At 33.7% G+C, this 22,476-nt stretch carries 7 protein-coding genes; all 7 read left to right on the top strand.

The window, feature by feature from the left end:
- Positions 1-413: 413 nt before the first annotated feature.
- The 7 genes from B0A78_RS06195 to B0A78_RS06165 all read left to right on the top strand — a co-directional run bounded on the left by B0A78_RS06195 (position 414) and on the right by B0A78_RS06165 (position 22,409).
- Positions 414-5,441 carry a hypothetical protein gene (locus tag B0A78_RS06195; RefSeq protein WP_097609473.1) on the top strand — a complete coding sequence of 1,676 codons (5,028 nt, stop codon included), beginning with the start codon at positions 414-416 and terminating at the stop codon, positions 5,439-5,441.
- Between the two features lie 28 nt (positions 5,442-5,469).
- Positions 5,470-10,812 (top strand): SprB repeat-containing protein, encoded by a 5,343-nt coding sequence (locus B0A78_RS06190; protein ID WP_097609472.1) that lies wholly within the window; start codon positions 5,470-5,472, stop codon positions 10,810-10,812.
- An 11-nt stretch (positions 10,813-10,823) separates the two neighbouring features.
- Positions 10,824-12,902, top strand: coding sequence for a fibronectin type III domain-containing protein (locus B0A78_RS06185; RefSeq protein ID WP_097609471.1), 2,079 nt, complete (start codon positions 10,824-10,826; stop codon positions 12,900-12,902).
- 69 nt (positions 12,903-12,971) lie between these two features.
- Positions 12,972-15,431, top strand: a complete 2,460-nt coding sequence (locus B0A78_RS06180; protein ID WP_123907270.1) for a hypothetical protein — start codon at positions 12,972-12,974, stop codon at positions 15,429-15,431.
- 79 nt (positions 15,432-15,510) lie between these two features.
- The gene (locus B0A78_RS06175) at positions 15,511-20,952 is read left to right on the top strand and encodes a DNA/RNA non-specific endonuclease (protein ID WP_097609469.1); all 5,442 of its coding nucleotides are present in this window, start codon (positions 15,511-15,513) and stop codon (positions 20,950-20,952) included.
- A gap of 1 nt (position 20,953) precedes the next feature.
- On the top strand, positions 20,954-21,679 hold the full coding sequence (locus B0A78_RS06170) for a hypothetical protein (RefSeq protein WP_065213135.1): 726 nt from the start codon (positions 20,954-20,956) through the stop codon (positions 21,677-21,679).
- Between the two features lie 175 nt (positions 21,680-21,854).
- Positions 21,855-22,409, top strand: coding sequence for an REP-associated tyrosine transposase (locus tag B0A78_RS06165; protein ID WP_065213136.1), 555 nt, complete (start codon positions 21,855-21,857; stop codon positions 22,407-22,409).
- Positions 22,410-22,476: the final 67 nt, after the last annotated feature.

Genomic DNA, 22,476 nt, shown 5'->3' with positions numbered 1-22,476 from the left:
GATCGAGAATTTTACTTTTTAATCCAGTATATTTTAAGTTTAAATGGTATTAATCCAGATTATGCGTTAGACTTTGTGATGAAAAGAAAAAGAGTAAAGAAAGTTAAAATGCACGAAATTTTTTTATCGAAGCTATCTTGTTACTATATCAAGGACAAAAAAGGAATATTTTTTAGATTCAAAGTCATTTTTATCTGTAATAAATTTCTAATACCTAATCCGGGTTAAATAGATAAAAAGCGTTACAAATCTACTGTTTAGGTAAATTATTTAGTGTTAAAATAGTATAGTCACATGAGGTTGTATTTTCTAAAAAAAAAATAAAAAGAGTAGTTATTTGATGAGATTTTAAGAAAAAGTTTATTTTATTCTTTTTAAATTTTACTTTTGTTTCCAAAAACAAACGAGATTTCATGAAACTTAAAATAACCGTTTTTATTTTAGTAACATTTACTTCATTATTTTCATATTCCAATGTTGTTTTAAAAACGAGGGACACATTAAGAACAGTTAATAAAACATCTAACTTTTCGAGATTAGATACAAAAATAGCCTTCAAAGAAGTTTTTTCGTCTAACAAAGATCTAGAGCGTATTACTCCTTTTTTTACAGGAACAGATAACGTTTTGCCAGAGTATATAAAACAATTTTTTGGTGTAGAAAAAAGGGTAATTAAGGATGATTTTTTGGATAAACTAAGCAAAATCTTCAATGAAAAAACGCTTAAATACGTTCAAAATATATCAAAAGAAGAATTAGTACAACTACCAATAGGCTTAAAAGGACAAACAAATGATGGCTTTAAAGCAGAAATGGTTATAGTAAAAGCCAAAGTTACCCCCGAATATTTAGAATTAACAGCCTTTGCACGTTTAGAAACCCAATTTTTAAATACGCACTTATATTTTGCAGCAGAAGATTTAAAATTATCCCATTCTGGAGGTATTATAGGAGACTGGAAGTTACATTCTTTAGGTAATACAAGTTTACCCCAATTAGGCAGTAAAGTTTTATTAACTATTTTAGGAGGAGATATAGATCGCAAAGAAGGATCGATAAAAGGCGATAGTTATATAGAATTTGATTGTAATGGATTCAAAGCTTTATCCTTTAAACTAGATGTTCGATTATCCCGTTCGCTGGTAGTACCAATTGATACAGAGGGAAAACGTAAAGAATATGGTTCAGATTTATCGAAAGATAAAGAAAAAGCAATTGGAAATGATCATTATGTAGGAGCTACTTTAGGAATAAAAGGAGGCGGATGGAATGATTTATTACTCCAATTAGACCTACCTACTTTTGAGATAACGAAGTTAAAAAACTGGAGTTTTAAACTTAAAAAAGCGACAATAGATCTAAGTGATGTTAAAAACAACCCAGAGGTCGATAAAAGTTTTCCAAAAGTGTATGATACGAATGGTTTTTTTCCAGAAGGAAATAAAAATATATGGAAAGGTTTTTTTGCGGAAGAAGTAGAAATTACTATGCCCAAACAATTTTCAAATAAATCCACAGGAGAAAGAACGAAAATTCAAAGCACAAATTTATTGATAGACAATTTTGGTGTAAGCGGCACTTTTGCAGGATATAAACTTTTAGAAAAAGGGAGTGCATCAGGATGGCAGTATAAATTAGATTATGTAGGTATAGGTTTAGAATTAGGACGGATAAAATCAGCAAAAGTATTAGGCTATATAAAACCATCTGCAACAGGTGATTTTATAGAAATTTTAGGAACTTTTAATGAAGATAAATACTTGTTTCAAGCATCTGTTACAAAATCTAATTTCAAGATGTTTAAAGGGAAGTTAATCTTTGAAAAGAATTCTTGGGTAAAATTAGAAATGGATGATAGCAATGCTGAGTTCAAAGCTTCCGCTTTTTTAAATGGAAAAATGGCTTTTAAAGGGGGAATAGAAAAAAATAATACCGGTCCGAACGATGATAGCACAATTTATACCTTTGGTAGTTCTGATAGTAATGTAGATCAGGCTTTGGGAGGTGTTCAAACAGGTAGTCAAGTAGTTGTTACGAAAGTGCACGATTATTTGAATGATAATTTTTCATTTATTAAAGCAGATCCCAAGAAAAAAGCCGTTGAGCAACTTAAAGAATATGTTGATAAAGGATATGATGAGTTGAGAGTTTTTGTTCAAGCCCAGGTTTTTTCTTATGCCGCGGAAATAGCAAGTGAAAAAAATATAGAAGCAAAAAAAGAAAATAGTCAGGAAGAGAAGGATAAAGAATTCTATAATTTTCAAGGCATAGTTTTTCAGAATTTAAAATTACAATCCCACGCATTGCCTTATATAGAGGCAGATTATTTTGGTTATCCAGCCTCAGCAGAGCAAAAATTTGGAAATTTTTCGGTTGCAATAAGTAATATTCGTCTAATAACCCCATCAAAAGAAGAATTAGGATTAGCATTTAATATGAAAGTGAACCTAATGGGAGGAGGTTCCCAATCAGATACAAACGGATTTATATCAGCAGAAGCAGGACTCAAGATTTTAAGCAAATTTGAAAATAAAACATTCCATTCTTATAAATTTAATGGAGTAGCTATAGATGAAATAAAAATAGATGTAGAAAAAAGTGGTTTTACACTAAAAGGAGGTTTAAAAGTATTTAATGAAGATCCTATTTATGGCAAAGGATTTCAAGGAGAATTAGCTGTAGAATTAAAGAAGTTAGAGGTAAAAGGCATGGCCAAAGGAATTTTTGCCAAGAAAGACTTTGCCCATTGGTTTGTAGATTTTCAAATAGAAAATACAGGATCTTCAGGAAAGTTTGGTTTACAACGTGTAGAAGGAGGATTATCTTATCGTATGAAACGTGTAGATGGAAATATGATGGGGTCTATAGGAACTAATGTATACAAACCCGATGCAAAATCAGGACTGGGCTTTAGAGCAGGGGTAAAAGCAAAATTTGGCGAATCTACTTCATTTAAAGCGAAAGTATTTTTAGAGATGGAGTATAACCACACAGGAGGATTAAATCGCATTTATTTTCTAGGCGAAGGAGCCATGATGTCTGGTAATGGTCAAACAGAAGGAAACCTTCGAGATACATGGGCAAGTTATGACAAAATATTTTCAGGTAACGAAGCGAGTGAAATGAATAATTATCTTGCTAATGGTAATATGTTGGCCATTTCTAAACGTACCCACCCAGTATCAGAAATAGCCAAAGATGGAAAAGTAGGCGTATTTGTGAGTATAGAAAAAGATTTTGTTCATGATTCTTTTGATGGACTCTTTGAATTATACCTCAATTTAGAAGGGATAAAGGGATCTGGAGAAAATCATAAATTTGGTATGGTACACATGTATTCAAGTCCTACCAAAAATTATTTGCATGTAGGGACTCCTATGGATAAGTTAGGGGCCATTTTTAAAATAGGATCATACGATGTAAATGTAGGCGCATATTTTATGACAGGAGATGTGCTGCCCTCCCAAACCCCACCACACCCAAGAGTTTTAGAAATTCTTGGTCCAGATATCATGAACGATAATCGTAATTTAAGTTTATTAAACGATGGCAAAGGTTTTGCATTCGGATTAAACTTTAGTGTTGCCATTTCGTATGATGGAGATTGGTTTTATGCGTTTCTAGAAGCAGGAGGAGGATTTGATATTACCCATAGAAAGCTAAATGGAGTGAGTTGTGCAGGACGTCCGGGGTTAGTGGGGAATGATGGATGGTACTCTATGGGACAGGTGTATGCCTATATTTATGGCGAAGCAGGATTGCGTATAAAGATATTCGGTATTCGAAAAGATATAAAAATACTAGGGGTAGGTATAGCCGCCATGTTACGAGGAGAATTTCCTAATCCAACCCACATGGAAGGTTATGTGGGAGTGTATTACAATGTGCTAGGAGGTATGATAAAAGGACGATTTAAATACAAAGCGGAAATAGGAGAGAAATGTGAATTTATAGGAATGTCACAACCTCTATCAATCCCACTAATAGCAAGTGCAAGTCCAGATGGAGAAACCAATGTAGATGTGTTTAAAAAACCACAAGTAGCCTTTAATTATAGCATGTTAGAACCTTTTTCAGCTGAGGATATGAATGGGAACCGTAAATTAGTTCGTATCAATCTAAAAAAATACGTACTAAAAGTAGACGGAACCCCTTTGTTAGGAGATATTCAATGGATGGATCATAATACAAAAGTCAACTTTGTATCTTCAGAAGTACTTCCACCGCAAAAAGAAATAGTAGCAGAAGTAGAAGTAGGAGTAGAAGAAAAAATAGGTTCCTCATGGATTGCACTTCAGGGAGGAAATACAGATACAGAAAAAAAGACGTTTACCTTTAAAACAGGTAATGCACCAGAATACATACCTTTAGAAAATATTAGTTATAGTTATCCCGTAGTAGCTGCAAACAACTTTTATCCAGAGGAACATAAAACTGTTTATATAAAACTAAAACAAGGTCAGAAATATTTATTTGATGGTTCAGTAGAAAACTGGGTTTTAAAAGGAGAAGTAAAAGAAGGAACTCAACTGAAGGTTCAAGCGGCTTTAAACTATGAGGCGAGTGCTAAAAAAGTAAGCTTTACCTATGATAAATTAGCAACCCAAAAGAATTATCAATTGCAATTAACAGCCTATCCAGTAGGTACGGTAATAAGTACAGGAACAAGTGTAGATTCTACTCAAAATTCAGGAACAACTACTATGGTTACTGATGCTAGCTTTACTAATGAACAAATCATTACTCAAAACACAGCATTGGCTCAGAATAATACAAATTTAACCAAATCGTTTTTAACCTATGAGTTTAAAACCAGTAAGCATGCTACGTTTACAGAAAAGATAAAAAGTATAAAGACAGAAGATAATTTCTTTATACCTGTTTCAGCAGACGTTCATAAAATACAATTAGCAACAAATAAGTATGAAAATTTTAATGAAGCAGAATTGTTTGGAAACCAGTATACAAATGGCAAAGCCTTGATTAGTGTAGAGGCGGTTTTAGAAGATTCTTATTATAAAGAAATAATTTCACCGTTGATTTATCAAAATTATCCACTTGAAAAAGGGAAAATTACCATAAAAAACAGAAATATATTCGAGTTAGGATTGCCCCCAGTTCGAGACATCAGTATTATAGAATATTACAGGAATGAGATGTCTAATAATTCCAATTCAATATTTATAAACCAGCGATTTCCTTATGAATATAGTTTGGTGAAAACCTACAAACAAGATTTTTTAAATATAAGAGATCAAGTAATCAATAGCTATTTAAGTACTCCTATTAATTGGGAAAAATACAATCAGTATAAGGATCTAATAAATGGTGTTTTTCCTATATTGATGAAAGGAGAATATTTAATAAAGTTGATTTATCAAAATAGTCCAGAAAAAGAATTTTCTAGAGAGGTTATAATAAAATATAAGCGAATAAATTAAAAGATGGATTCGTGTCTAATTTAAGATTATGAAAAAAGTTTTATTTTTTTTTATTTTATTTCCAGTATGCTTTTTAGCACAAGGATCATATAAATATTTGGTCGTTACTAGAGATAAAATTTATGTAAATCATGGGCAAAGAAATTCTGGACTAACTTCGGAAGGATCAAGTAGTCTAAATCTAGATATTTATTCCCACAGTAATAAAAAAATATATTCAAAAAATTTTTATACTCAAGTTCTTGGTATTTATAGGGATTATTATTCAGAAAATTTGTATCCTACGCGTAGGAGGTCTGAAATATTAGAAATTTCTTCAGATCAATATCCAATTCGAGTAGAGTATTCTACTAATAAACGCTATTTAGGTAATGATTGTTCAGGTAATTCAACAAAAATTATAAAACTTGAGGATGCTACCCAAAATATTTTTTTTGATGTTACAGAGGGAGAAGATATTTGTGAAATACCTCCAGCAATAGGGGATTTAAATTATTTCAGTGATACTGTTTTTGGATATTCTTTATCAAGTAAAGATTATCCCAAATGTGATTCTTTTGAATGGGAAAATAATGTTAATTATCTTGTTGATTATTATGAATATAGTTTTGATAAGATAAATTTTTATAAGTTGCCTATAAGATCAGATTCGAGAGTTTATTTTGAAGATCTTGTAGGTTTGTCGTCAAATCTACCTCAAACAATCTTTGTTAGAGGAATTTATAAAAATAGCTCAAATTATTTGTATAGTTCTAATTTTGGCTTTCCTTTGTATACAAATGTTGCTGTATATACTTTTTACAGATGTCCTCCAAAATTAATTTCATCAATTGGTGTTGATACTAATTGTTCAAGTATTTCAGACGGCTTAATAAGGTTTAAATTTGATAATGATCTAGAGCCTGATGAAATTTTACATCTCCTTTTAAAAGATGCAAATACTAGTGGTGTCTTTGGACAAAAAGATATCTTTTCAACTGAATTTAATAACAATAGAGGAAATTTAGTTTGGAATGGTTTACCAAAAGGGAATTATATTTTAGAGTATCAAACTATAAAATCAGGAAGTCAACCTTCCAGTTTGGTGATTAGCCCAACGATTCAAATTGATTCCCCCTCAAAACTTACCTTTACCACTACATCAACGCCTGTATTATGTTATGGAGATAACAGTGGGTCAATAACAATCAACGCCATTGGAGGGAAAGGCAATTATCAATACAGTAAAGACGGAGGAAATAGTTGGCAACCCTCAAATGTATTTAATGGATTAAGATCTGGGAATTATTCTGTACAAGTAAAAGACAGCAATGGCTGTTTAGCTCCCGATGGTGCACAAGATGTATTAATAAATCAACCTAGTGGATTATTAGGGATCGAGTTAGTCAAAACCATTTCCCCCTCAACAGATGTATCTACAGATGGTCAAATAGATGTGCGTATTATAGGCGGAGTAGCCCCTTATACTTATTTTTGGCAATCTACCACAAATAACCTCAATGGTCAGATAAACAATGAAGACATATCCAGTTTATCAGGAGATGCGACTTATACTTTGATTGTTAGAGATAAAAATAATTGTACAGCCTCTTTTACTCAAACTTTAGAAGCTCCTGAACCCATAGTCATAAAATTTGACAATCCTGTGATTAAATGCCATGGAGGCACCGTTAGATTAACAGCAACCGTATCAGGAGGAAATCTACCTTATAAAAATTTAGAATGGATACCTAATAATTATCTACCAATAAATACTGCCAATACTTCTAGTATAAGCAATCTATCCGCAGGAGATTATCTATTTCGAGTAGTAGACCAAAGAGATGTTATCCGAACAGCCCTTTACAAGGTTGATACAGCCCCTTCAAAACTAAATATAACAGGATTAAATACTACAATTATAAGGGGTATTTCTACAGTTTATCAAAAATGTTCCAGCGATACCAATACAAGAATAGACGTAACCATTCAAGGTGGAGTAGCCCCTTATAACTATGTTTGGACCAATAAAGACCATCCTAGCGTCGTACTTAGTACTACTGAAGATCTAATGGCACCAACCCCTGGTAGTTATCAGTTGAATGTAACTGATGCTAACAGTTGTACAACAACCCAGTTATTTAATGTGGTAGGAGCTACCCCACTTGATTTTACCCCATTAATTGAAACGGCTATACTTGATCCCGGTACAGCTACAGGAGCCATACGTATCAACGCCAATGGCGGTACAGGAGATTATACCTATAGTAAAGAAGGTGTCAATTGGCAACCTTCAAACATTTTTACTAATTTAAAAGCAGGTAACTACGATTTTTATATAAAAGACACAAACGGTTGTATAATAGGCCCTAAAAGAATCACTCTTACAGAACCACCAGTATTTCAAGTAACCATTCAAAAAATAGAAGGGATTAAATGTTTTGGAGAAGCAACAGGAAGTCTCAAAGCCATCGCAATAGGAGGAACCCCTAATGCCACTGCTCCTTTTTATAATTATAGTTGGACTCATACTACTACAGGTACGGTTTATACAGGAGAAACCCTATCAGATTTACCAGCAGGGACATACACAATACTAGTAACAGATAAAAATAATGTTACACGTTCAGCTCAATATGAACTGTTATCTCCAAGTGTATTAAACGTTACTACTACTACCAAACAAGTGAGTTGTTTTGGAGCTAATGATGGTCAAATTAGTCTAGATGTACTAGGAGGAACCCCTCCGTATACATATTATATAAATGATACAATATATCCAAATGCCATAATAAGCGGTTTATCACCAGGTAATTACATACCCAAAGTAAAAGACGCAAATAATTGTATTTCAGAAAAAGCAGTAATAATACTAACACAACCTGATCCATTAAAAGCCACAGAAACGATTCTTCCTGTTTCCACATTAACAACACCAGACGGAGCCATACAAGTTACCGTGAGCGGAGGCACGCCCCCTTATAATTATAGTTGGACCCCTGATTTGGGTAACACAAACAATCCTCGAAATCTTCTAAAAGGAGAATACAAACTTAGATTAACCGACGGTAAAGGATGTCATTTAGATAAAGTATACAACGTTGGACTCATAGAACCACTAAACCTACATTTAGATGAAACAAACAGTCATTTAGATTTAAATTGTTTTGGCGAATCAACAGGTAAAATAAGCATACTTATAAGTGGAGGAAGACCAGGACCTATAGAAGCACCTTATACAATAAGGTGGTATGATGCTAAAAATCAGCAGATAGGAGATAAAGAAACTATTAGTAATCTACCAGCAGGAAATTATAGCGTTACGATAACCGATTTTAATACTCCGAAAGGAGAAATAAAAAAAATAGTTACAATTACTCAACCTTTCGCGGCTTTAGATTTACAACTCACACAAACAAAAGCAGTAATTTGTAATCAACAAAAAACAGCCGAATTGCAAGCAATGGTTCAAGGAGGAACGCCCCCTTATACTTATCAATGGAAAAATTCATCCAATAAATTAATAGCAACAACAAAACTACTATCTAATATAGGGGCAGGAAGCTATACCCTTTTTGTAGAAGATGCCAAAGGCTGTAAGACCAATCAAAACAGTATAATTACGGAACCAGCAGTTTTACAAGGAGTATTAAAATCTACTATGGTTACTATTTATGGGCAACCAACAGGAAGTATAGAACTACAAGAAATTTCAGGAGGAACAAAGCCCTATCGTTATAAGATGAATGCTGGTAGTTGGCAAACCACAACAAAATTCGAAAAATTAAGAGCAGGAAATTATACCATAACGGTTGAAGATGCCAATGGATGCTCACTAGATTTAAAGACCAAAATAACAGAACCAGAAGAACTCATAACCCGTATTTTAAATACCAATCAAGGCATTATTCAATGCCATGGTGATCAACCAGTCAATTTAGAAAGTATAACAACAGGAGGGATACAACCTTATTTTTTTCAATGGAAAAAAAATGGAATAACAATTCCAAATGCGCAATTAAACAAACTGAATTCAGTAGGAGCAGGCACCTATGAAATACAAATAACAGACAATGCAGGTGCTCAATCTTTCGCATTGATAACAATAAAAGAACCAGAAACATTACGAGCTATTTATACTAAAGTAGATGCCTCATGTGAAGCTCCTTTAGGAGGGAAGATTACCCTAGAAGTAAGCGGCGGAACAGCACCCTATACCTACCTATGGAGCAATGGATTCAAAGGAACCAACTCCCTAGCTACAGATTCCTATCATGAATTAAAAAATATAGGTATAGGAAATTATAGCGTGCAGGTTACCGATGCAAATCATTGCGTTTTAGTAGATCCAAAACTCACTAATATAAATATAAAAACCACTGGAGGATTACAATTAAACGAAAAAGTTACAAATGTAAGCTGCGGTCAAACCAATAACGGAAGCATCCTTTTAAACCCTAGTGGAGGAACAGGGAAATACCATGTAGAATGGGATAATCCATCTTGGCAAGGTTTAGAATTAACAAATCTAGAAGCAGGAACGTATAAAGGAACGTTGACAGATCTAGGCAGTAATTGTAAGCTACCATTTACATTAACCTTACAAGGATCAATCCCTTTAGTAGTAAATCTAGGAGAAGATATAGTGTTATGTAAAGGACAATCCCATACAATAGATGCAGAGATCAAACTACAAGGGTTGGATTATTTATGGACTTCTGAAAAAGGGTTTAGTTCAACCAATCCAAAAGTCACCTTCACTCAAAGTGGTACATATACCCTTCAAGTAAAAAATGGACACTGTGTGTATAGCGATCAAATTGTAGTTAACGTTTTAGATCAAGCCATTGAAGCAAATTTTATGATAGCAACCCAAACCTATCGAGACCAAGAGATTGTTTTAGTAAATATTAGCAACAATTCTACTCCCAATACGTATGAATGGATCTTGCCAAATAGTGCAGAAATTATAGCGCAAAATAAAGATAACATTATTGTAAAATTCAAACAAAATGGGAAATACCAAGTAGGAATTAAAAGTAAAACAACTTCAGGTTGCCAAGAAGAACAACTAAAAGAAATTATAGTAGAAGAAAACACAAAAAATACAACAACCCATGCAAGCAATTTATTAATTAAGAATTATAAAATTTACCCTAATCCATTAGAATCAGATGATAAAGAAATGAATGTAGAAGTAGAATTAGCATTTGATTCTCCTATTACCCTATCAGTATATCGTATGGAACTAGGAGCCTTAATTTTAGAATTAGAAAAACCAGCAAGTAAAAATCACGTAGAAAAAATTCCATTCCAACACGCTGCTGGGGTGTACTATGTGATAATGAAAACCAATGGAGCAGTTCAAGCCAAAAAAGTAATAAGAAAATAATAGTAATAAAAATGGAAAAAAAAATAAGAACGTTACTCATTATTATCGTAATCTTAGTATTTATCCCAAAAAAAATCTCAGCACAGGTAGATACAACAATTGTAAAACCCGCCGTTTTTGTAAAAGGGAAAATAGTCAATGGAAAAATCCTATTAAAATGGAACGTTAACGACCCCTATTATTGGAAAAAGTCGTTAAATTTTGGTTATAAATTACAACGTAGCACGGTACTTCGTGATGGGCAACCAATTAACAAAGAAGAACATGTGATACTAAAAGAAGTTTTAAAACCCTTACCATTAGCTCAATGGGAACCCTTAATCAAACAAGATTCACTTACTGCTGTTTTAGCACAAGCAATATATGGTGATGATTTTGAAACCACCACAAAAGAAAAAGGATTTGCAAAAATGATGATGCTAAATGATCAAAATCAACAACGTTACGCATTTTCCATGCTAGCATCGGAGCAGTCCTACCTAGCCACAAAAGCCGCGGGTTGGGGATATGAAGATACCAGTGCAAAACCCAATGAAAAATATGTATACACCCTTACTTTGCTAGGAGTAAAAGAAGGAGAAGTAACACACGGAAGCCTTTATATAGGTCTATCAGACCAAAATGATAACACCCCCCCAGTTACCCCAGAAGCCATTTTTGGCAATCAAACGGTCATGCTATTTTGGGATTTTGTATCCCAGAAAGAATTGTTTTCATGTTACAATATAGAACGCTCCATTGATGGGAAAGTATTCAAGAAATTAAATGACATCCCCATATTTCCTACGATAAGCAAGTCATCCTACACAACATTTACAGATAAACTACCTGAAAATAATGTAAAATACTATTATCGTATTCGAGGTATAGATACCTTTGGTTCTTTGAGTGAACCTTCTAAAATAATCTCCGGAATGGGAGCTGATTTCTTAGAATATTCACCCCAAATCACAGCCAAAGCAGCTTTAGATGACCAAACAGTAAATTTAGAATGGGATTTTCCCAAAGAAGGCGATGAAAAAATCAATGGTTTTAATATTTTACAAGCCGATCAAGAAAGCGGTCCCTTTGAAATGGTTAAAAAAGAACTACCCGCTACTACCCGTAAAATAGTTTTTAAAGCCAAATTAAAACCATCTAATTACTTCAAAGTTCAAGCGGTAGCCAAAAAAGGAGGTTTTAAAGAATCGTATGCCATGTTGGTCCAACCCATAGACTCTATTCCTCCCATTGCCCCACAAGGATTAGAAGGAGTAATAGATACATTGGGCATCATAAAATTAAAATGGAAACCCAATACAGAACCCGATTTATACGGTTACAAAGTATTTCGAAGTTATGAAAAAGAAGGCTTATATGTAGAATTATCCACAAAGGTTTTTAATAAAACTCATTATCAAGACACCATCACTATAAAATCTTTAAATAAAAAAGTATTTTATAAACTAAAAGCTTTGGATATACGCTATAATGAATCGCCCCTTTCGAATGCTTTCGAAATCAAGAAAAAAGACAAAATAGCCCCATCTATTCCTGTACTATCCGATTACGAACTAGAAGAAAAAAAAATAAAAATTCATTTTCTACAAAGTCAGTCAGAAGACGTTAAAAAACACAGTTTATACAGAAGAAGAGAAGATGAAAAACAATGGAAAGTTATTTTTGAAACCACAGATCCAAACATAAGAGAATATGAAGATCAATCAGTAGACAATAAAAAGAAATATTATTATGCGATGACTGCAACAGATCAAGAGGGCAACGAAACAGAACCATCAGATCCCCTAATCTTAGAAGCCCTGCCAAGTATATTACAACCCGCTATAACTACATTTAGTGGTATGGCAGATATATCCTCTAAAGCCATTGAATTGTATTGGAATACAAAATCAACAGATCTAGTAGAATATCATTTATACAAACGAGTAAATGAGGGACAAAATATCTTATTTAAGATACTACCGCCAAGCAAAAAAAATCAATTCATAGATACCACTTTAAATATAGGGAACACCTACTATTACAGCATAAGAGGCGTTTTTAAAGACGGGAGTTTTAGTGCATTTAAAGAAGTAAAAGTAGTCTATTAAATACTCATAGTAACGATTTTTGATAACAGAATTAAGAAAACAAAAAACAAGCAAGCATTGCAGACTAAAGTGAATTTAAGATTAATTATTTTAAAGAGTTTATTACTATTAGGAATAAAGGGTACAGCTCAAACCATAGATTTAGGCGCTTTTCAAGGAAAACCTTTAAAAATAGGAGGCAGCGCATCAGTTGGTTCCACCTTTTCTGAATCGAATAGAGATTCCAGAGCCCCCTTTATTTATAATTTTACAGGAAACCTAAATGTTTCCCTCTATTCTTTTTCGATGCCTATTACCTATAATTTTTCCAATATGGGAGGAAAATTAAGTTACCAAGTACCTTTTAACTTCAATCGTTTAAGTCTAAACCCCCGTTATAAATGGATTTCGGTTTTGATTGGTGATGCTTCTATGACCTTTTCTCCCTATTCTTTAGCAGGTCACATGTTCACAGGAGGCGGAATAGAACTTACCCCCGATGGTCCTATAAAAATATCGGCAATGTACGGTAGATTGCTAAAAGAAGTAAATGATATCCACAATCCAAACAGTTTACCCGTATTTGAACGTTGGGGATACGGAACAAAAATAGAACTCATAAAAAATAAATATAAGCTAGGATTTATAGGTTTTTATGCAAAAGATAAAGAAAACCCATTGTTATACCAATCGGTGGCACCTAATGTAGAAAATTTGAGTCCCAAAGAAAACCTAGTGATAGGTTTAAATTTTGAAACACAAGTATCCAAAGAAGCTAAAATTTATGGTGATTATACCAATTCATCACTAATACAAGATGTTCGATCAACAGGAAAAAGCAGCCCTCAAGGAGTTGCTTCTTTACTACTAAAAGGCAATGCCTCTACCCAAAATTTTAATGCCTTCAAGTTAGGATTCGACTATAAAATTCAAAAAATGATGGTAGGAGCCAGTTTTGAACGTATAGATCCAGGTTATCAAACCATGGGAGCCTATTTTTTTTCCAATGATTTGCAAAACATCATGATTAATGCCTCTAGACCATTGTTTAACGATAAAGTACAATTAACAATGAATCTTGGGATTCAAAAGGATAATTTAGATCATAAAAAAGCACAGACAACCAATAGATTCGTAGGAACTGTAAATACAAATATTAAGATAAACGAAAAGCTCTCAACCAACCTTAGTCTTACCAATCAATCTACTACAACTAATGTAAATCCAGATCAATTCGTACAAATTAATCAAAACAATCCTGCTATTAATGCTATTAACCAATTAAATTATAGACAATTGTCCAATGGCTTGATATGGAATGCCAATTACCAACTCCCCGAATCAAAACAATCAAAACGCAATTGCAGTTTCAATTATAATTACAACGAAGTAGAGAATGAACAAGGCGGACAAATAAGCCCCAATCAAAAAACAGCCATTCATAACTTGAATGCCCTCTACACCCATTTTTTAATGAAAACCAAATGGGCATTCAACACCTCTTTAAATTATACAATAAGCCAAATAACAGGTCAGAACATCCATACATTTGGTCCCGTACTAGGGATTAGCAAAAAATATTTTAAAGATAAATTAACCACCCAATGGGCCACTTCATATAATTCCAGTAAAAGCCCTTCTAGTAATGCTCACAATTTTAATTGTCGTTTTAACGCAACCTACAAAATGTTAGAAGAACATAACTTTAATTTTATGGTATCTCAACTAATAGCAAATTCTTCAAACGCTTCAACATCCAATAGTATCAATGATTTGACAATCACTATTGGTTATAACTTTAATTTTGCAGGAACTAAAAAGAAACAAAAAGAAGAAGAAGAAAAAAAAGTATCCCTAGAATCACTAGAAAAACCCAAAATCACCCTTAATATATCAGGAATCAGTACAGATTTAGACTCAAAAGCCATAGGCATCCTCATAGAAGAAAAAAACAATGCCATAGATTTTGAAGGATTAGAACCCCTTCAAGAAATACTATCAATACAAAAAAAGAACTTACAAGAAAACGTATCGAAATATGATCAAAGCATAGATCCAAAAGAAAAAAACAAAATTGAAAAAACAATAAAAAAAGAATTTCATCTTTGGGATTTAGAATTGCAAAAAATAGCAGCGTTTAATGACTTATACAAAGAATCAAAAAATAAAGCTTTCAGCAAAATAAAAGAAGAAATAAAAGAGAACCTATCCGTTAATAAAAAACATTTAAAAACCCAATACAAGTCAGAATTTTTTAAAGAAGATGACGAGGATAGCCAAGGAACTTTTTTAGCCTTTGAAGAAGAAATGATCAAACAAAAAGCCAAGCCCACCCCAAAAGATCTTTTTGCAATGGCACAAATCAGTCTATACTTTCAATTAGAAAATCTAGATTGGAACAATTCCTACAACAAAACACTAATAAATGTTAAAAATCAGTATTACCAACAATTCAAAAAGGCAAAAGAACCGCTAGGAATCGTTGAAGCATTAGTAGTTAAAGGAATAGACACTTATGTAAAAAAATACAAAGAAAAATTTAAAAAATAAGTCATAAAGTCAGGAGTCATTTTTTACTCCATATAACTGATTAAAAATAAAACAAACAAAATTCAATAAAAAATTGAATATGAATAGATTAAAATATTTTTTCTGCCTTCTGTTACTACTGTTAAATAGCGTAGGATGGTCACAACTTTACCCAGTACAAGTAAACAGTAGCGTATTACCGCCTTATTTATCTAGTGTGTCGAGCTATGCTACAACAGTTGATCAAAAATATCTAGTCAATATCTACACAGCGGATCTAAATGTTGTTCATCGTCAAGTACGATTACAGTTATACATAGAAGGAAATGGTATTCAAGCCCAATCCCTTCCAATGGTACAAGGTGCGCCCATTATGTACCTAAACGGAGGCGAAACCCTACAACTATCCAATCTAGATCTAGCCCCTTATTTTCAATTAGAAAACCTATCCGGAATTAATCAAAACCAATACAGCGGTACCTTACCACAAGGCAATTACAAATACTGTATAGAAGTATATGATTTTATAACCAACCAGCGAATTTCACAAAAATCCTGTACCTTCTATTATTTTGTATACAATGAACCCCCGTTACTGAATAGCCCTAGTAATCATGAACTGGTTCGTTTTCAAGAACCCCAAAACCTTATTTTTACCTGGACCCCCCGACACCTCAATGCCGTAAATATAGAATACGAATTTGAACTAGTAGAACTCCTAGACCAGCAAGTACCCTCTAACCATGCCTTTCTAACCAGCATACCCTTATACAAAACCACCACCTCCACGACCGTTTTACATTACGGTCCCGTAGAGCCCCAACTAATTGCAGGACGTAAATACGCTTGGCGCGTAAAAGCACTAAGTCAACCTGGATTTGGCGATAAAGCCATATTTAATAACAATGGTTATAGCGAAATTTTTGATTTTATCTACCCAGGTAATTGCCCCCCTCCAAAATTCGTACTAGCTATTTCCCTTAATGCCACCCAATCCAAAATTACGTGGCAAACCAATCCCGACTTTGTAGATTATAAAATAGAATACCGTAAAAAAGGAACCAATAGTTGGTACCCAACAGCCTACTACAATAACGAAGCCAAACTATACGATCTAGAAGCAGGAGCAACCTACGAATATCGAGTAGGAGGAGAGTGCATAGGAGGACTTGTAAATTATACCCCCGTAGAAGAATTTACCCAACCCCGTAAAGAAGAAATAGCCATCAAATGTGGCATAAAACCCAGTATAGATTTAAGTAATACAACCCTTTTTGAAAGAGAATTACCCAATGATCAAATCATTCTTGCAGGCGATTTTTCCATCAAACTCACCGAAGTAAGCGGTAAAGGAACCTATAGTGGCAAAGGCTACGTGAGCGTCCCTTATTTATCCTTTGTAAAAATAGGCGTAGAATTTAAAGACATTACCCTTAATACAGACTTTAGGTTAGTAAAAGGCGAAATCAAAGCCCTATATGATCCAAGTTGGAAAAATATAATAGATCTCAGTAGCCTATACGATCAAATAGAAGACGGTTTTGATCTTCTTTCCCCCGATACCGAAGAACATCAATTTCAAACCAATTTTGATATTCCCGATCTGTCACATATTACAGTAAACAGTAATGAAGTAGTAGTCACCGGTACTAATGGACAAACCCAAAGTTTTGATCTAGACCCCAAAGAACTCATAATCATCCGCGACCCCAAAGGAAACGTATATGCAGTGCCCCCAGGAAGCGATAAGTCCGTGGTTTTAAATGAAGGACAAGCCGCAGGATTTATTCCTGATGCTTCTAATACACAAGGTATTACCAGCGCAGGCATGGTAACAAAGCTAGCTCCTATAGCCGCTCGTGTTACTTTTGAGCGATCGGCAGAAAGTAAGTATGCTGACGATGTAATGCCTGCAAAAGCACATCCTGACATTCAAAAACTATACAAAACCATTGCTGACGGAGCGACACCTTATACTTTATATCATAAAGGAATCCAAAATGATGGAAAAGGAAGTCGTAGTTTTGATTTTATAGATGCAGTAATAGCCGTTAATGGTACAACAATAAAGCCTGAGAGTATCCTATTTAATATCAAAGGCAGCGTGGCTAAAAAAATAGGGGGGCTGGTTATGAAAAATGGCAAGGCCTATCAACGACTAGAAGTACCCGTATATCATAGCTCAACCCCTGAGGAACTATTGGCACTAATACCAGGAAAAGACGGAGCCAAGCACCAAGTATTAGGCGCGGCAAAAATTATTCCAATCAAAACACAAACGGATGTAAATATAACCTTAGTACCCGTAAATAATGCGACCATACCTGATGGGATCGCTACGCAACTTAATGCCATTTATGCAGATGCTGGAGTAGAATTTAAAGTGACAATTGCGCCCAACCATGAAGTAGCAAAAAACACCTTAGAATGTGGTAAAGATGCCCTATTAGAAAAATTATCCGAAGACCAATCGCAATTTGTAGAGCAATACAAAGCCGGCAAAGACATCAAAAAAGACCAATACTATGTGTTTGTTACCAAGGGGATTACCCCAAGTAGAGCCATTTCAGGTTTCATGCCACGCCATTCACAATTTGGTTTTGTGTTTACCAATCAAAGTGGAGATGAGGTAAAAGCAGGCAATGACCTAGCAACAATAATTGGGCACGAATTAGGTCACGGCGTATTCGAGTTGGAGCACCCATGGGAACAATTTTCTACAGGTGATAAAAACAGTAATACTCCATGGTTAATGGATTATGCTTTAGGCACAAAACTAGCGTATCCACACTGGCAACGCATTAGTCACCCTAAATTTGGGGTGTATGTGTTGGATGGAAGTGAGAAGGGGGAGTTGGCTGGAGGATTTGCCATAGCACCAAATTTGACTTTTGTTAAAAGCCAACTGAATACCGTAGCTTCATCTTTACAATATATCGCTCCATTAGGTACCCTAGGTGGATTTGAGGATAGAATTAATGATAAGGAAGTTGTTTACTTGTGGGATAGCACTAAAGCCAAATTTATTGCAAAAACAAATGAAAACGGAATCGGAAAAGAAATAGAATATACTATAAAAGTTAGTCCTTCAAGTGATAATGATGTTATTTGGTTATTTTATGATAATGAACTGAGTTGTAACGGTAGAAAGTATATAAAAACAACGTATGGACTAATAAAAAATAAAATTAATAGTTTACAATCCTTGCAAGAATATGTTGACACGGTCAAAGGTAAAGCTGAATTAAAGAAACAAGAGAATGACAAAAGAAATGTTTATTGGGGAGTTTTACCATGTAATGCTAATTCTAATTCTAATTCTGGTTCGGGATCAGGATCAGGTTATGCTAATTATATAAATAATCTTGGGAAAAAAGCAAATCAAGCGTATTCACCAGATAATAAACCAGTAAATACTTCAGAAAATCATTTGTTTGATTATACTAAGGTAATTTCAGATGCTGAAAAGCAAAAAGTTTTTTCTGAATTGCAAGCTATAAATACTTCTAGTAAGTTGGTATGCAAAATTTATTTGACAGACACTAAAACACCAGAACAAAAAAAGACTGAAATAGCTACTTACGTCCATGATTTACCTGGTAAGCAAATTGCACTTTGGATTGATTTTGATGCACAAGGAAAAGCGTCTATAAAAACGTTTTTAGGAAAAGAAATTAAAGGAAGAGATGCAGAAGGAACAGGTATATATATAAAATATCTTTCAGATGTTTTAGCAACACTTGATTTACCAGAATTAAAATTCAATCCCTTAACAGCACTATTAGACGGGCTTGCAGGATTAATAGAGGAAGCAAAAATACCTGAGCGTTTTTATAACCCAGATCATGCACAATACAACCCATTACCATCTATGGTGTATTCTTTAGCTAGTTTATCCATCATAAATGACGAAATGGATAAGTTCATGAATTCAGGTAATACAGATGTAGTAAAGTATTCTCAAAGTCGTCAGCAATTTGCTTTACTATGCGGTGTTTGGAATGGCTTTGTGGAGTTGGTGGCGGGTGTTCCTCAAGGTTTATCACTTGTAGTTAAAGCTGATGAAGGACTCATGAATTTGATAACCAATAAAGATAATGCCCGTGCAAAATTAAAAGAGGCTTTTGATAAATTCAGTTGGTCTGCCTTAGGTGATATGATTGACGAAGAATGGAAAAAGGCAACTGCAAATCCATGTATGGTAAGTCATTTGAGCGGTAAAGTTGTTTTTGTTGTAGCTTCTTGTTTTATTGGAGCAGGTGAAGCCAATATAGCCTCTAAGTTTTTACAAACAGTCGAACGATTGGATGTTATAGGACAAGCAATGAGTAATTTCGCTAAATTATCGAGCCCTATCGTAAAAGCAGCCTTTAATAAAGCGGGTAAACTAAAAATATTACCACTGGCAAAATTAGAACCTCAATTCAGTATTCGTTTACGAACTCTATTTAAGGAGAATGTACGTCAATTATTGAATCGTACCTCAGATCAAGTAGCTTTAAGTTTACATGCTTTAGATAATGGGAATTTTTTATGGGATACTATTGAAGTAAGCCCAGAGGAATTAGCAGAAATTTTAGCTAAAAAACTGGATCCAAATAAAAAAGAGATTGTACTTTTATCTTGTAATGATTTAGCCAGTGCCCAAGCACTTGCCCAAGCTACTGGTAAAAAAGTTTATACCACTGATGGTGCTATAACGATCTTTGAAAATGGTATAAAACGTGCTGATAATACCAAATGGTATGAGGTGTCACCAGACGGCACAGCAACAGAACTATCTTCTCCGCCTGTTAAAGAATGTTCGACTTGTACAGGTGAAGGGGTTGAAATGGGGAGGTCTTTTTCTAATAATTTGAGTGATGATGTCTTACAGAATCTTGAAAATACTTTAGGAGGCACTAAGCTTGCTGAATTACTTGAAATTACTAAACAATTACCAAGTACTTGGACAATTAAAAGAATAGAAGGAAAATTAGTTTTAGTTGATAAAGAAGGAAAACAATGGGCAGAGATTCTGAATAATGAAATACGCGCTACAGCGGGGGATGCTGGACAGGGATGGAATAAATTTCTTAACGTTGCACCGCCATTGATGAAGAACTTCCGATATGTAGTTGATAATGGTAGATATGTTTTTGAAACTGATGAATTGGGAAGAGTTAATAAAGCTATAATGGAAGACATAGACTTCACTACTAGAGCAAGAAATGAAACCTATCAGCAAGAGACTAAATTAGTAAAAGATGGTTATTCAAATGATGATGGTGGGCATATTTTTAGAAATGAGTGGGGAGGGCCAAGTGAGCAGATAAACTATTTTTCCCAAAACGCAGCACAGAATAGAGCTGGTGGAGAGTGGTATAATATGGAAAAAGCTGTCTCAGATTTTAAAAAGCTAAATCCAAATACCAAAGTTAAAGCAGAAATTCATTTTAAATTTTCAGGAGACTCTAAACGACCTTATGAAGTTGGTGTGGATATCTATACAGGTGGAAATTATAGTGAGAGTTTAAGTGTAAAGAAAATTAAAAATCCATAAGATGAGTATAAATATTGAAAAATTAGTTAATGCAATTTATAGCTATTACAATGAGCACGCATACAAAAGAATTAATGTAGAATATCTATTTACAGAATCGGGAAGCTATAAGTTTTTTGTCAAATATATTATGTCTTCGGGAGATGTAGTATCAACTACGAAAAGTCCGAGACCAATTGATGATGAAATAGAAGTAATATCTGAATATTTTGATAAAACAATTAATACAGTAGAGAGATTTAATAAATTTCTGATTGAAATAGATAATAATAAGAATTTTTCAGAAAAGCATTTTTGGGATGAAGGTAAAGAGAAACAAGATTTATTAGACTATGCTGAAATTTTTTTTCAATGGGCAAATGACAGAATGATGTCTATGATATTTGAGTATGAGAAAGATAATAATTTGCTGCTAACACAATATGATAATGATGGAGATTTAGAATACTTGAGTTCTTGGGATCGTGGAGTGTTTACTTTTTACATTAATGAAAATAATGAATTAGAGTATAAAATAGTCCTTATCAAAGATGAAGTTGAAAGAGTCTTGGAAATGCCATTGAAGGATTATTTTATCGAAGGTGTTTTAGAGCATCATAAAATAACAAATACTGAACTTTTAGATGTTTGGAAGCCTTGGAATACATTAATAATTAGGTCTCCCCACACCGGAATACCGTACGATAAAGTGGATGAATATGTAGAATATAAAACTGTTATGTCCTAAAAAAGTATCTTATCCCGATCGCTCGGATTTACACAATCCAAATCTAAACGTCTAGTTTTCAACGAAACAGTTAGCGCAGAATTGTATTCTGTGCCCACAAAGACAAGAAAATAAACTAAAAAAACACAATTTATAATTGTGTTTTTTTAGTTTTGTAGTAAATAGTATATAAGCCATGTCAACAAAATACAAAGCCACTACAACAGAAGATTGCTATTTCATTACCATTACAACTGTAGGTTGGATAGATGTTTTTACAAGATTAAATCAAAAGCAAAATATCATAAGCGCATTACAATACTGCCAATCAAACAAAGGTTTGGAGATTTATGCCTATTGCATTATGTCAAATCACATACATATACTCTGTAAAGCTACAGCAGGATTTATACTAAGTGATGTTATTCGTGATTTCAAAAAATTCACTTCCAAGAAAATTATTCAAACTATAATCGATGAACCTGAAAGCAGACGCGAATGGATGTTGGATTATTTTAAAAAATCTTGTGAACATTTAAAAAGACATCAAACGTATAAAGTTTGGCAAAATGGATATCACGCAGAACATATTTTTAGCAACAAATTTATAAAACAAAAATTGGAATACATTCATCATAATCCTGTAAAAGATAAGATTGTCGATTTACCTGAGGATTATTATTTTAGTTCTGCAAGAAATTATGTAGGTTTAGAAAATGATCTAGAAGTGATACTTTTATATTTGTTTTGAAAGCCAATAGGAGTGGGCACAGAATGCAATTCTGCGCTAACTGTTGCGTTGAGAAATATGTTGAGTA

The organism is Flavobacterium columnare NBRC 100251 = ATCC 23463 (assembly GCF_002530675.1).
In the GTDB taxonomy this organism is placed as follows: domain Bacteria; phylum Bacteroidota; class Bacteroidia; order Flavobacteriales; family Flavobacteriaceae; genus Flavobacterium; species Flavobacterium columnare.
The sequence above is the reverse complement of the archived record's forward strand: the minus strand, read 5'-3'. Positions and strand labels throughout refer to the sequence as shown.

What these genes read in the sequence shown, in the direction of transcription:
- B0A78_RS06175 (WP_097609469.1), top strand. Translation starts at nt 15,511, where the DNA reads ATGAATAGATTAAAATATTTTTTCTGCCTTCTGTTACTACTGTTAAAT.
- B0A78_RS06170 (WP_065213135.1), top strand. Translation starts at nt 20,954, where the DNA reads ATGAGTATAAATATTGAAAAATTAGTTAATGCAATTTATAGCTATTAC.
- B0A78_RS06185 (WP_097609471.1), top strand. Translation starts at nt 10,824, where the DNA reads ATGGAAAAAAAAATAAGAACGTTACTCATTATTATCGTAATCTTAGTA.
- B0A78_RS06195 (WP_097609473.1), top strand. Translation starts at nt 414, where the DNA reads ATGAAACTTAAAATAACCGTTTTTATTTTAGTAACATTTACTTCATTA.
- B0A78_RS06190 (WP_097609472.1), top strand. Translation starts at nt 5,470, where the DNA reads ATGAAAAAAGTTTTATTTTTTTTTATTTTATTTCCAGTATGCTTTTTA.
- B0A78_RS06165 (WP_065213136.1), top strand. Translation starts at nt 21,855, where the DNA reads ATGTCAACAAAATACAAAGCCACTACAACAGAAGATTGCTATTTCATT.